The organism is Streptomyces sp. NPDC056452 (genome assembly GCF_042796085.1).
GTDB lineage: Bacteria > Actinomycetota > Actinomycetes > Streptomycetales > Streptomycetaceae > Streptomyces.
Map to the genome: position 1 here is coordinate 92,875 of NZ_JBHTRI010000008.1, position 13,170 is coordinate 106,044.

General features: G+C 66.7%; 8 protein-coding genes. 2 read left to right on the plus strand and 6 right to left on the minus strand.

Annotated features, from left to right (window positions below; genetic code table 11):
• Nucleotides 1-305: 305 nt before the first annotated feature.
• The 3 genes from ACFQ6X_RS10535 to ACFQ6X_RS10545 all read right to left on the minus strand — a co-directional run bounded on the left by ACFQ6X_RS10535 (nucleotide 306) and on the right by ACFQ6X_RS10545 (nucleotide 9,339).
• Nucleotides 306-4,523, minus strand: coding sequence for a LamG-like jellyroll fold domain-containing protein (locus tag ACFQ6X_RS10535; RefSeq protein ID WP_383179012.1), 4,218 nt, complete (start codon nucleotides 4,521-4,523; stop codon nucleotides 306-308).
• Between the two features lie 1,323 nt (nucleotides 4,524-5,846).
• Nucleotides 5,847-7,190, minus strand: a complete 1,344-nt coding sequence (locus tag ACFQ6X_RS10540; protein ID WP_383179015.1) for a class I SAM-dependent RNA methyltransferase — start codon at nucleotides 7,188-7,190, stop codon at nucleotides 5,847-5,849.
• A 100-nt stretch (nucleotides 7,191-7,290) separates the two neighbouring features.
• A complete protein-coding gene (locus ACFQ6X_RS10545; RefSeq protein ID WP_383179018.1) occupies nucleotides 7,291-9,339 on the minus strand; it encodes an APC family permease in 2,049 nt (682 codons plus the stop codon).
• A 391-nt stretch (nucleotides 9,340-9,730) separates the two neighbouring features.
• On the opposite strand from ACFQ6X_RS10545, the gene ACFQ6X_RS10550 reads away from it, so the two are divergent.
• A complete protein-coding gene (locus ACFQ6X_RS10550; protein WP_329206645.1) occupies nucleotides 9,731-10,399 on the plus strand; it encodes a TrkA family potassium uptake protein in 669 nt (222 codons plus the stop codon).
• On the plus strand, nucleotides 10,399-11,076 hold the full coding sequence (locus ACFQ6X_RS10555; RefSeq protein WP_329206646.1) for a TrkA family potassium uptake protein: 678 nt from the start codon (nucleotides 10,399-10,401) through the stop codon (nucleotides 11,074-11,076). The genes ACFQ6X_RS10550 and ACFQ6X_RS10555 overlap by 1 nt, the downstream gene beginning before the upstream one ends.
• A 78-nt stretch (nucleotides 11,077-11,154) precedes the next feature.
• On the opposite strand, the gene ACFQ6X_RS10560 is transcribed toward ACFQ6X_RS10555, so the two are convergent.
• The 3 genes from ACFQ6X_RS10560 to ACFQ6X_RS10570 form a co-directional block, all read right to left on the minus strand.
• A complete protein-coding gene (locus ACFQ6X_RS10560; RefSeq protein ID WP_383179022.1) occupies nucleotides 11,155-11,925 on the minus strand; it encodes a DUF3159 domain-containing protein in 771 nt (256 codons plus the stop codon).
• A gap of 3 nt (nucleotides 11,926-11,928) precedes the next feature.
• Nucleotides 11,929-12,279 carry an OB-fold nucleic acid binding domain-containing protein gene (locus ACFQ6X_RS10565; RefSeq protein ID WP_383179311.1) on the minus strand — a complete coding sequence of 117 codons (351 nt, stop codon included), beginning with the start codon at nucleotides 12,277-12,279 and terminating at the stop codon, nucleotides 11,929-11,931.
• 155 nt (nucleotides 12,280-12,434) lie between these two features.
• Nucleotides 12,435-13,127, minus strand: a complete 693-nt coding sequence (locus ACFQ6X_RS10570) for a response regulator (protein WP_329206650.1) — start codon at nucleotides 13,125-13,127, stop codon at nucleotides 12,435-12,437.
• Nucleotides 13,128-13,170 lie beyond the last annotated feature (43 nt).

Here is a 13,170-nt window from a genome sequence, read left to right on the forward strand (position 1 = left end):
ACCCCGCGGCCTCTCGCTACGGGCTTCTCTGCCGCTGGAAGCCCAGGCAGATTGCTTACCGCAGTAGACGTGGTCGACGCTGGCTGCGCTGCGGCCGTCTGCAGCAGCGTGGCTACCAAGACTGCGGAGACTGTTAGCGATGCTCGACGGAATGCCCTGTTCTTGGGGGTGAACGCTTTCGAGAGTTCCATGTGAAAGGTGTCCATCACTGCCGGGCGCCGGGTGCCTGTCGGGCTGCGGCGCGGGACTGAAGCTTCAAGGTTTCGGGCACTGCTGACGTGCCTGGCCCGCTGACTGTGCAGGGGTCAGCTGCCGTTAGGAACCTCTGTAGGGACGTCGAACAGGGATCCAGCCAGTAGGCCGACTTGGATGTCGTTCAGTGCGCCTTGGAAAGCCCATACATCGTCGATCGAACCGGCGAAGTACTCGCCCGTGGCATCCCCCGAGGCATGCCCGACCTGGATGGATTTGGACGCCTTGAAGGTCAGCACGTTGTCCGCCCACGCGATGAGGTCCTGGCAGGCTCCGTCGTCAGCGCTGCCATCCCCGTCCGCATCACCACAGGCCACTTCTTGGAGGACCCCGTTAACGTACAGCCGGGCTTCCTTGGCGAAGCCGTCGTATACCACCGCGAGATGATTCCAGTCGCGGACGTCGTAGAACTCAGTGCTTGCCGCTGCCTTGACCGGTGCTGTGGAGCTGTCACTACTTGGAAGGCTGAGCTCCCATCTCCCCGGACCAACGGCATCCCCGGATTCGGGCTGGAAGCGCACATCGAACGCGCTGCGAGTGGTGCCTTCGGCGCTCACCACGGACATGCTGTGATCGGACAGAGCCGCTGCCTGGGCCCAGGCCGTGACGGTGAAACTGGCTCCCGTGTCGACGGGCATGGTCGGGGTTGCCGCGTAGGAGTCGACGCCGTCCAGTTGCAAACCGTTGAAGTCGACCGTGCCGGCTCCGAGCTGGGCGCCCCCGTGCAGGTTCATGGGGCGGTTCTCGACAGTGGAGTCCGGAGAGGTGACCGGAGTTCCCGTGCCCGTCTCCTCAAAGTTCCAACGGCCCTTGAGAATCGGGCTCTGCCGGAACAACTGCTGCACTTCTTCGGCAGCGACCACCCGGTCCAGGAACCGGATGTCGTCGATCTGCCCGGGGAAGTGCTGGATCATGTTGCCGCCGTCGATGGTCAGAGCGCCGACCTGGACCTGCTTGCCCGCATACCACGAATTGGTCTGAGCGACCGTCCCCGCCTTCTCGCCATTCACATAGAGGGTCAGGGCGCCGGCAGTTGGATCATGCACACCGACGAGGTGCGCCCACTCGCCCACGCGTGCAGTTGTTCCCTGGGGCTGCACAACTCTGATCTGGGTTGCGCCCACCACGTCCGCGGAGTATTGGAAGAATCCCCACTGATTGCTGGTCTTGGAGTAGGCCAGCTCGAGGCCCGGCCTGTTCACCCCGAGCTGCGCGACGACCGTGGCGCCCGTGTTGGGGAGTCGGTCCAGCTTCGCCCAGGCCGAGACTGTGAAGGGGCGTTCTGTGTCCACGTGAGGGGCTGCCGTGCGCGCGTAGTCTCCATCGCCGTCCAGTTGCAGCGCCCGGCCGCTCACTCCAGCAGCGCCCAGCTTGGCGTTACCCGCCAGTGTCAGGTTCTGGGTGTCTGCATGCCCGGTCACTTCGGTGGCTCCGGCGGCTTCGTCCAGCGGGAAGATCGCGCGGGCGGTGCGCCCACCGCCGATCGGCTTCTTCTGATGAAGGTTGGTGACCTCCGCGTCGGAGACCGGCTTGTCGAAGATCCGGACGTCGTCGATGCTGCCGGGGAAGTAGTTGGTCGGGGTGCCGAGCAGGTTTGCTGCCCCGATCTGGAGCCCGCGGCGCGCGTCCCAGGCCGTGGTGTACGGGGTGCTGCCGGCCAGAGACCCGTCCACGTAGAGCCGCAGCTCCTTCGCACCACCTGAGTAGACGCCGACCAGGTGGGTCCATCGCCCGGCTGTCACTCCGCCGGCAACGGGGGCCATAGCCCGGACGATGGAGGCACCTGCCGTATCGGAGGTGTACTGGTTGAAGACCCAGCGGTCATACCCCTTCGAGTAGTACAGCTCGAACCCCGGGGAATAGTTGCCGGGCTGTGCAGCCACTACTGCAGCGTCCGTGGGCATCTTGTCCAGGTTCACCCATGCCGAGACGCTGAAGCCGTTGGCTGTGTTGACCGTAGGTATGTCCGTCGCTGCATAGCCGCTCGTGCCGTCGAAGTGAACTGCTGTCCCGATTGTGCCTGAGGCACCGGGGGTAGCTCCTCCATAGAGCTTTGCCGTCCTCGCCCCAGAGCCTCCAGAAGCGGAGGTCGCGTCAGCAGCATCGTCGAACTTCCAGTTCGCTCTCTCTGGCTGACCTGCCTTCACTCTGAACTGGTAGGTCCGCACTTCCGAGCCGTTGCCGGCGGCATCAAATGCCTGCGCGGTGATGAAGCTCAGTCCGGCTTTCGACGGCAGTACCTTCACGGCCTGCGCCGCTCCGGCTGCGGTGGTGATGACGTTCTTCGACGAGGGATCGCCGTTGATTCCGTACCAGTACTTGGTGACGTCGCTGTCTGCTGCCTTGATCTGGAACGAACCGTAACGTCCTACGCCGTCGAACCAAGGATCATCCGGGTTCTCCGGGTCTGATGCCGGGTAGTCGCCCGAGGTGATGGCGGGTGCCTTGGGAACGGTGGTGTCGTAAACGAAGTAACAGCCCGTCGGATCGCCTGCCGACGACCACGGTGAGTACTGCGCCCCGTCATAGCTGCGTACGTACCAGTTCACCGTCTTGTTCTGCGGGATCGATGTGGGCAGGCTGACCACGAAGCTCGAACCCGACGCCTTGTAGGACGTCAGTGCGGGCTTCCATCTGGCGATCGCTCCCTGTCCATCGCCTGTGTCCCACATCGCCTGGAACTGCACGGCGACGTTGTCGCCGTCCGGGTCTGTGATGTTGTTCGCGTACACCTTGCCGAGGGTGCGTACACGCGGGGCGCTCTCCGGTCGCTTGCAGGTGCCCCCGTATTCCATGGTGAGCTGGGACATCTTGACCTGTGTCGGCGCAAGGTTGTACTTGACCCGGAGGAATGCCTTGTCGGAGAAGCGCTTCCAGGCGTAGCCGTCGGTCTCGCTGGCAGCCTGCAACCCGAACGTGAGCGAGGACGCCTTGTCGTTGGCCGCCTTCTGCACCGCGGTGCGCACGTTGAACTCTGCGTCCTTGGCAGCGCAACCGTCGTAGCCGTACGCGAAGGACGAGGATGTCAGTTTCTCGATCCAGAAACCCGAAGCGTTCTGCGAGTTCCAGGTGGTCGACGACGAGATGCCCTTCGTCCTCCACAGCTCGACGCTCCGATCCGAGCACGAGGCGGACCAGGTGTTCCGGACGACGAACTCCGCCGAGAGGATCGACTTGCCCGCGAACTTCGACGTCGGTATCTGGTAGAAGATCCGCTTGGTGTCGTTCGGAGCACAGTAGGACCAGTTGCAGTAGCCCATGCCTGACGTGGACTCACCGTTGAACTTCCACTGCGGCGACGATGCCCAGTATTTGGATGCCATCGTCCATGACGATGCTCTGGGTGAGTACCACTGCGGATCGATGAACACGGGGTATGTGGTGTCCGGGCCCCGCAGCAGTTCGGCGTCCGGCGTCAGTACCAGTTCGTCGCGGCCGGCCGGCACGTCCACCTCTACCGGTGCGAGCGCTCCCGACTCCCCCGCCGTCGGCTCCGTCGACGATGCTGCCTCAGCGTCAGCGGCTCGCGCTTCGCGTTCAGGCACGTCTTCGGCGTCCTTGGTCATTGCTGCGGCAGGTCCCGTACTGGAATCCCACATCATCGGCTTCGGGGCTTCGAAGACTGCCCCCTGCGCACCCTTGTCGACCGCCTCGAGACCTCCGTCCTGCGTCTCATTGACGTCCATTCCCTCAGCGGCAAGCTTCAGACGCAGCATCGACAGCGCCTCGTTCTCTGCCGCAGCCGCGGTCTTGACCACCAGGAGTTGAGTGAAACCGTCTTCCTGCGCCTGCATCCGCAAGTCCACGTCCGGGAGCACGTCGCGGTAGGTGGCAGTCGCACCGTTCAGCTCAGGTGCCGGCAGTTCTCCCGGCCACGAGAGAGCAAGCTCGCGGCCTGCTTTCGTCATCTTCACCAGAGGCATGTCGCCACCGCCGGAAAACGTTAGGCCGACCGTAGTGACCTCGGGTGCGACTCCACCGCCCACGGCTTGCGCCAGGTCGGTGTCCACAGGCTTCCACTCGCCATCCACGCGGGCTCGCACGGGACGTAGGTACTCGCGCGCTTCCAGATTTCCGTCACTGGTGGCGAAGACATCGCTGCTCTCGGCTCGCAGCGACAGGACCTCAACCGGCTGGCCGGTTCGTTTCGCGGCGGCTCTCGCGGCCGCTACGCCTGCCTCTCCAGTATCAGGTTCGGATGCGGTTGCCCATGCCGCAGGGGCATCACCGGTGGAAGCAGCCGTCGAAGCTGGCAGCATCACGACAACCATGCTGAGCAGCGCAGTTGACGCCATCGCCCGACGTCGGCGAGACACATGACTCCACACAAAACCCACCCCGGCTCCAAGGAGATGAAGATCCACTGAGAGCGGGACCTGATGGGGACTTTATGTAGTGGACAGGTGAATATCCAGAGGGAAAATGCTGGCGTCACACGCCAAACCGGACGACCATCCCGTGATTGAAGTCACGTTTGCAAGAGTCCTTAGCGGGCCAACGGAGGGCGTTGCCCTGCAGGTTGAAGCATGTTCAGCATTCGACAGCCCCTCCGTGAAGAGGCCACACGAGACCTTCACGACCGTGCAGCAGTCGAGCACCCCAAGAGGTTGCGGGGAGCTTGAGATTCTGGCCCTGCCGCTCCCTCGGCAGCGCCAGACTCGACTCGTGGCAAGGCGCAAGCCACCACGCGGTCGGGCAAAGTTCTGTGACTGCCGAGCGTCGCCGAAAGTCCACGCCTTGCAGGTTCTTGCCCGCCCATTGGCAAAGCGAACATGCCCGAGGCCACGAGCCCGGTGGTGGCGGCACGCGCGCATGGGTCCGCGTCGCGTGGCGGAGGGATCGAGCGCCGGGTGGAGCGGGCGCGGTTGGTGCTCACTCTCACCCGAGCCTCCATCTTCCGCAGGGTCCGCAACCAGCGGGCCAAGTCGCCTGCTGTAGTTGAGGGGCGGCAGCGGGACGGCGCGAGTGGAAGCCCAGTGCAGCCATCTACCTGTCAGCCAGCTTGCGGAGGTTGGACGCGTCGGCCGGGACAGCGCTGATGTCGTGGATACCGAGCCAACGGCTGGCGGGGCGGGAAGTTCTGTGCCAGCCAGTGGTGATGAATGCTCGGCTGCAATTCCAGTCGGACCTCACGACTTCCGACGTCAGGAAGCGGAAAGCCAGACCCACACGAGCTTGGCAGCTGACCAGTACATCACCAACGGAGTTCAGCAGCGCCACAGTCATCTCGTGCGACGCGGGACATGACTGGGCTCCGGGTCCGGGCCCGTCCGGCACTAGACACGACTTTGCTCCGGGCCCGGGCCATGCGACTGCTGACACCAGGAGTCCCATACCGTGCGCGCGGATTCCTCCTCGTGCGGATCATCCGTCAGCACAGCAATAGCCGAAGAGGTGCGGCAACTTTAGCCTTTCGCTGCGAGCGCCATCCGAGCGTCAAGAATTTCCGGAAGAGAGTCTGAGGACGTCACCGCTGCAATCCCATCCCTCATGAATTCGCAGGTCAGGTGGCTTAGAAGGGTCATGTCGCCTGCTCGACCCGTTGCGCAGAGCGAAACAGGTCGAGCAACCCATCCAAACAGCAAAACAGCAGGTCAGGCGCCCTTTACTACCGGCTCCAGAATCGCCACGCACTCAACGTGCGCAGTCATCGGGAACAGGTCGAACGCCCGCAGCGTGCGGACCTTGTAGCCGCCGTCCTTGAAGTACGCCAGGTCCCGGGCCAGCGCCGCCGGGTCGCAGGCCACGTAGGCGATCTTGCGTGCGCCCAGCCCCGACAGGTGCTTGACGACCTGCTTGCCGGCACCGGCGCGGGGCGGGTCGAGGACGATGAGGTCGCACTCGGTGATGCCCGTGCGCGGGAGGACCTGGTCGACCTTGCCGTGCTCGATGCGGACGCGGTCGAGGTCCTGGAGGTTGTGGCGGGCGTCCTCGACGGCGCGCTTGCCGGACTCGATGCCGAGCACCGCGCCCTTCTCGCCGATGCGCTGGCCGATCGCGCCGGCGAAGAGGCCGACACCGCAGTACAGGTCCAGGGCGGTGTCGTTCTTGCGGGGCAGCAGGCCCTGCATGACCGCGCGGACCAGGGTGTTGGCCGCCTGCGGGTGGACCTGCCAGAAGCCGCCCGAGCCGACGCGGTACGTACGGTCGTCCGCGCGCTCGCGGACGAAGGCGCGGCCGTGGACGCGGTGGACGCCGCCGTCCTTCTCCTCGACGCGGAGCACCGAGACCGGCTTGTCGAGCTCGACGAGCGGCAGCCTGCCGCCCTCCTGCGGGGTCAGGATGACCTGGCGGTCGTGCGAGCCGGTGGCGGAGATGGCCTCGACCGAGGCGATCTGCGGCCAGTCGCGCTTCTCGATGCCCAGCTCGGAGACCCCGGGGGCGGCGATCATGCAGTGGTCGATCGGCTGGACGTCGTGCGAGCGGTGCTTGCGCAGCCCGGCCCGGCCGTCCGCGTCGATCGTGTACTGGACGCGGGTGCGCCACGCGGGCACCTCGCCCGGCGGTAGCTTGTCGCCCTCGGCCGGCATGACGGTGCCGTCCCAGCCGGCCTCCTCGGGGGTGAGGCCCGCGAGGCGCTGCAGCTGCTCGGCGATCACTTCGCCCTTGAGGCGGCGCTGGGCGCCGGGCTTGGCGTGCTGCCAGTCGCAGCCGCCGCACTTGCCGGGGCCCGCGTAGGGGCAGGGGGCCTCGACCCGGTCCTTGGACGCCTCGATCACCTGGACGGCGTCGGCGCGCAGGAAGCGTGAGTCGCTCTCGCCGTCGGTGACCCGGGCCACGACCTTCTCACCGGGGAGGGTGTGCCGTACGAAGAGGACCTGGCCCTCGGCGGTGCGCGCGATGCAGTGACCGCCGTGTGCCACGGGGCCGACCTCGACCTCGTACTCCCGACCGATCAGAGACTCCCCGGCCAGCGACGATGTGGATTCGTTCTGCATGAGGGGGTGGCTCCAGAGATCAAGGGGAAAGCGGCCGGACAACAACCCACGAGTCTACGTGGATGTCGCCCGGCCGCTTACCACGAACGGTTGCACCGAGTCAGCCCTTGTGACCGGTTTCCTTGTTCCGCCGCTCCACAGGGCCTCGGCGTACCGATCCCGGAGCGGTCCAGTCCGCGCGCTTCCTGGCCCGCAGCTTCGCGGCCTCGGAGGACTCCAGCTGGTAGGGCACCGAGGTCACCATGACGCCCGGCGTGAACAGCAGTCGGCCCTTCAGCCGCAGGGCGCTCTGGTTGTGCAGCAGGTGCTCGTACCAGTGACCGACCACGTACTCGGGGATGTACACGCTGACCACATCGCGGGGCCTGTCCTTGCGCAGGCCCTTCACGTACTCGATGACCGGGCGGGTCACTTCGCGGTAGGGCGAGTCGAGGATCTTCAGCGGGATGTTGATGCCGCGCCGCTCCCAGTCCTCCTTGAGCACCTTGGTCTCGGCCGGGTCGACGCTGATGGAGAGCGCCTCCAGGTGGTCGGAGCGGACCAGTTTGGCGTAGGCGAGGGCACGCAGGGTGGGGCGGTGGAGCTTGGAGACGAGGACGATCGAGTGCACGCGGGAGGGCCGCATGGTGTCGTCGGTCGGGGTGTCGGAGGCGGCGATCTCCTCGGCGACGCGGTCGTAGTGCCGTCGGATCGCGGTCATCGTCCCGAAGAAGATCACCATGCCGAGCAGCGCGACCCAGGCGCCGTGGGTGAACTTGGTGGCCAGGACGACGACGAGGACCAGCCCGGTGAAGAAGGCCCCGAAGGTGTTGATCGCGCGCGAGCGGATCATGTGGCGGCGCTTGGCCTGGTCCCGCTCGTTCCTCAGGTGCCGGTTCCAGTGCCGCACCATGCCGGTCTGGCTGAGCGTGAAGGAGACGAAGACGCCGACGATGTAGAGCTGGATCAGCCGGGTCGAGTCGGCCCCGTAGATCCAGACGAGCAGTATCGCGGCACCGGCCAGCAGCACGATGCCGTTGGAGAAGGCCAGCCGGTCGCCGCGGGTGTGCAGCTGACGCGGCAGGTAGCGGTCCTGGGCCAGGATCGAGCCGAGCAGCGGGAAGCCGTTGTACGCGGTGTTGGCGGCCAGGAAGAGCACAAGGGCGGTGGCCGCGGCGAGGAGCACGAAGAAGAACGTTCCGTCGCCGAAGACCGCTGCGGCGACCTGGGAGATCACCGGGTCCTGGACGAAGCCGGCGCCGACCGCGACACCGTTGTGGATCAGGTCCTTGGCGGGGTTCTCGGCCATCTTCACGTCGGTGGCCATCGCGAGGCCGATGATGCCGCAGAACATGGTGACGGCCAGCAGGCCCATCGCCGCGAGCGTGGTCGCGGCGTTCTTGCTCTTCGGCTTGCGGAACGCGGGCACGCCGTTGCTGATCGCCTCGACACCGGTGAGCGCGGCACAGCCGGAGGAGAAGGCCCGCAGCAGCAGGAAGACGAGGGCGAAGCCGGCCAGCCCCTGGTGCTCGGGCTTGATCTCGTAGTCCGAGGTCGGTGCGTGCATGGTGTCGCCGAGGACCAGCCCGCGGAACGCGCCCCAGAGAATCATGGCGAAGACCCCCGCCACGAAGAGGTACGTCGGGATGGCGAAGAGCTTTCCGGACTCCTTCACGCCCCGCAGGTTCATCAGGGTCAGCAGCACGATGGCCGCGATGGCGCAGAGCGTCTTGTGCTCGACCACGAAGGGGATCGCGGAGCCGAGGTTCTCCACCCCGGAGGAGATCGACACGGCGACGGTGAGGACGTAGTCGACGAGGAGGGCGCTGGCGACGGTCAGACCGGCCTTGGGGCCGAGGTTGGTGTTGGCGACCTCGTAGTCGCCGCCACCGCTCGGGTAGGCGCGCACGTTCTGCCGGTAGGAGGCGACCACCGTGAACATGAGGACCACGACGGCTGCCGCGATCCACGGGCTGAAGTGGTAGGCCGACACGCCCGCGATGGACAGTACGAGGAGGACTTCTCCCGGGGCGTACGCCACAGAGGACAGCGGGTCGGATGCGAAGACGGGGAGTGCGATGCGCTTGGGGAGGAGTGTCTCTCCCAGCTTGTCGCTGCGCAGCGCCCGGCCGATCAGGATCCGTTTGGGCACGTCGGTCAGTTTGGACACGCTGAGGATCGTAAGCGTTGTGAAGACGGGCCGCCGAAGCACCACCCCCTCGGTGCCCGTAAATCCTTCATAATTACCCGCCCTCACCGGAAAAGTCCATGGAATCCTTAACGGAATCCTTGCGGGGCGAGCGGCCGGGCGAGGGCTCCCCGGGCCTCTCGGTCCAGCCCCCGCGGGCCTCGCCGTACGGCCCCCGCGGGGTTCCCTTTGCCGTTCCGGCCTCGGCGTACGCACACTCGGATGAGGCAGTGGATGCGGCGCCGCATAAGCTCATCCCCGGGCAACACCGAAGGTGGTTGCCCCATTGTTTGCCCCGCAAGCTGAGAGAGAAGTGTGAGCAGGGTGTTTTCGCAGGTCATCCGGACGACCAGGACTGCGAGGTAGGCGCAAGGTGCACATCGTCATCATGGGCTGCGGCCGAGTCGGAGCCGCACTCGCACAGACCCTGGAGCAGCAGGGGCACACGGTCGCCGTGATCGACCAGGACCCCACGGCGTTCCGCCGGCTCGGTTCCGGGTTCGGCGGCCGGCGGGTGAGCGGGGTCGGTTTCGACCAGGACACCCTCCGCGAGGCCGGGATCGAGGAGGCCGGTGCGTTCGCAGCGGTGAGCAGCGGCGACAACTCCAACATCATCGCGGCCCGGGTGGCCCGCGAGATGTTCGGCATCGAGAACGTCGCGGCGCGCATCTACGACCCGAAGCGTGCCGAGGTCTATCAGCGTCTCGGCATCCCGACCGTGGCCACGGTCCGCTGGACGGCGGACCAGATGCTGCGACGGCTGCTGCCGTCGGGTGCCGAGCCGCTGTGGCGCGACCCGAGCGGTGGTGTCCAGCTCGCCGAGGTGCACACGACGCCCTCCTGGATCGGCCACAAGATCAGCACGCTGCAGGAGGAGACGGGCGTCCGCGTGGCGTTCATCACCCGGTTGGGCGAGGCCATTCTGCCCTCGTCGCAGACGGTTCTGCAGGAGGGCGATCTGGTCCACGTGATGATGCGTACGGACGAGATCGCGAAGGTCGAGGAGGCCTTTGCCGAAGGTCCTGAGGAGGGCGGTCACTGATGCGCGTGTCGATTGCCGGGGCCGGCGCGGTGGGGCGTTCCATCGCGGCCGAGCTCCTGGAGAACGGGCACGAGGTGCTGCTGATCGACAAGGCGCCGACCGCCATCTCGGTGGAGCGGGTCCCGATGGCCGAATGGCTGCTCGCGGACGCCTGCGAGATCACGTCGCTGGACGAGGCGGCGCTGCAGCGGTGCAACGTGGTCATCGCCGCGACCGGCGACGACAAGGTCAATCTGGTCGTCTCGCTGCTCGCCAAGACCGAGTACGGCGTTCCGCGGGTCGTCGCCCGGGTCAACAACCCGAAGAACGAGTGGCTGTTCAACGAGTCCTGGGGGGTCGATGTCGCGGTCTCCACGCCGCGTCTGATGTCCGCCCTGGTCGAGGAGGCGGTGAGCGTCGGTGATCTGGTCCGGCTGCTGCGCTTCAGCCACGGCGACGCCAACCTCGTCGAGCTGACGCTGCCCCCGGAGTCGGCGCTGGCCGGCACCCCGATCAGCGATGTGGCCTGGCCCGAGGACACCTCGCTGGTCACCATCATCCGCGGTACGCGCGTCCTGACGCCGAGCCCCGAGGAGACCCTGGAGGCCGGTGACGAGCTGCTGTTCGTGGCCGCCCAGGCCCGTGAGGAGCAGCTGGAGGACCTGCTGTCGGTCCGCCGCGAGCCCTCCGACAGCTGAGGCACTGCACACGTGAGGGGCCCGGAACCGTGTGTCACGGTTCCGGGCCCCTCACGTGTTCAGTGCGTACGGGCCGGGTCAGACTTCGTAGTTGCGGGCCTCGGCGGCCCGGGCGTTCTGCGCGTCCTTGCGGGCCTTCTCGGCCTCCTCCTGCGCTTCCATCTCCGCGAAGACGTCGATGGGCGGCGGCGCCTTGGCGAGGAAGACCCAGGTCAGGTACACCGCGAGCAGGAACGGCGGGATCTTGAGCGCGACCAGCACCCAGCCGAGCTGCGTGGTGTCGGCCCACCAGTACAGCGGGAAGAGGATCGCGCACTTGGCGAGCAGGATCAGCCCCCACGCGTAGCTGGCCTTGGCATAGGCCTTCTTGCGACCGGGGTTCCTGGTGCGCCAGGAGAGGTTCTCCTTGAAGACCGGACCGAGGATCAGTCCGATCAGCGGGACCCCGGCGAGGGTCGTGATGAGGTAGGCGAGCGCCAGGCCGAGCGTGTAGATCATGCCCGGCAGATAGAAGTCCTTGGCGTTGCCCGTCATCATCGCGAAGACCACACCGAAGGCGACGCCGAAGACACCGCTGAAGGCGTGCTTGACGGTGTCCTTGCGGATCAGCCGTACGACGACGAGCACCAGGGACAGTGCCAGCGCGGCGATGGCCGAGGCCTTCAGGTCCTTGTTGACGGTGAAGATCGTGACGAAGAGCAGCCCGGGAAGGACTGTCTCCACCATGCCGCGCACGCCGCCGAAGGCCTCGAAGAGCGCGGCTTCCGTGACCGCTTTCGCGTCGGCTGCCGGCTGGTCGGTGCTGTGGGGCTGGTCCGTGTCGGGCGTCGGCTTGTCGAGAGACGTCACCGGCTACTCCTTGCCGAGTGGTCGGAGTTCGTATTTGGGGTTGAACAGCACCCGGCGCCCGTGACTCATGGCGATGCGGCCCGAGGCTATGAGCTTGCGGCCGGGCTCGATGCCGATGATGGAACGCCGGCCCAGCCAGACCACGTCGAGCGGCGCGGTGCCGTCGAAGAGCTCCGCCTCCAGGGCGGGCACTCCGGCGCGCGGGCGCAAGGTGACCGTCCGCAAGGTACCAGCCACCTTGACGATCTGGCGGTCCGAGCACTCGGAAATGCGCGTGCAACCCGAGGCGTGCGTGTCCTCCTGCAGCTCCTCGGACTCCAGGTCCTCCTGGGAACTGGACAGCCGGTCGAGCATGCGGCGGAAGCGGCCGGACGGCTTCTCGGCCCTGCCGGCCTTCTCGAATCGGGGAACAGCGCTCATACCCGAAGGGTACCGGTCTCCTGTGGTAAGGGCTGGCCCGAGGGGGTGCCACCCGAACGGGTGACAACGGTCGCCCCCGGACCCCGTTCTCAGCCCTTCTCGAAGCGGTAGCCCATGCCCGGCTCGGTCACGAAGTGCCTGGGGTGCGAGGGGTCGGCCTCCAGCTTGCGGCGCAGCTGCGCCATGTAGACCCGCAGGTAGTTGGTCTCGGTGCCGTAGGAGGGCCCCCACACCTCCTGGAGCAGCTGCTTCTGGCTGACGAGCCGGCCGGCGTTGCGGACGAGGACCTCCAGGAGGTGCCACTCCGTGGGGGTGAGCCGCACATCGCGGCCCTCCCTTTGGACCTTCTTCGCCGCCAGGTCCACGGTGAAGCCCTGTGTCTCGACGATCACGAGGTCGTCGGCCCCGTCCTGGCCGACCGGTTCGGCCCTGCGCACCGCCGCGCGCAGCCGGGCCAGCAGCTCGTCCATGCCGAACGGCTTGGTGACGTAGTCGTCGGCGCCGGCGTCCAGGGCCTCGACCTTCTCGTCGGAGGTGTGGCGGGCGGAGAGCACGAGGATCGGCACACGTGTCCAGCCGCGCAGGCCCTTGATCACCTCGACGCCGTCCATGTCGGGCAGTCCGAGGTCCAGGACGACGACGTCGGGATGGCGGGCGGCGGCAAGCTGCAGGGCTGTCGCCCCGTCCGGCGCCGCGTCCACCTCGTACCTGCGCGCCTTCAGATTGATCACGAGGGCGCGTACGATCTGCGGCTCGTCGTCGACCACAAGCACCCGGGTCATCTCGATCCTGCCTTTCCTGAACATGTGTACGAGGTGGGGTTCC

Excerpts from the sequence above, each read along its gene's own strand:
- ACFQ6X_RS10535 (WP_383179012.1), bottom strand. The coding sequence starts at position 4,523 with ATGGTTGTCGTGATGCTGCCAGCTTCGACGGCTGCTTCCACCGGTGAT.
- ACFQ6X_RS10540 (WP_383179015.1), bottom strand. The coding sequence starts at position 7,190 with ATGCAGAACGAATCCACATCGTCGCTGGCCGGGGAGTCTCTGATCGGT.
- ACFQ6X_RS10555 (WP_329206646.1), top strand. The coding sequence starts at position 10,399 with ATGCGCGTGTCGATTGCCGGGGCCGGCGCGGTGGGGCGTTCCATCGCG.
- ACFQ6X_RS10565 (WP_383179311.1), bottom strand. The coding sequence starts at position 12,279 with ATGCTCGACCGGCTGTCCAGTTCCCAGGAGGACCTGGAGTCCGAGGAG.
- ACFQ6X_RS10570 (WP_329206650.1), bottom strand. The coding sequence starts at position 13,127 with ATGACCCGGGTGCTTGTGGTCGACGACGAGCCGCAGATCGTACGCGCC.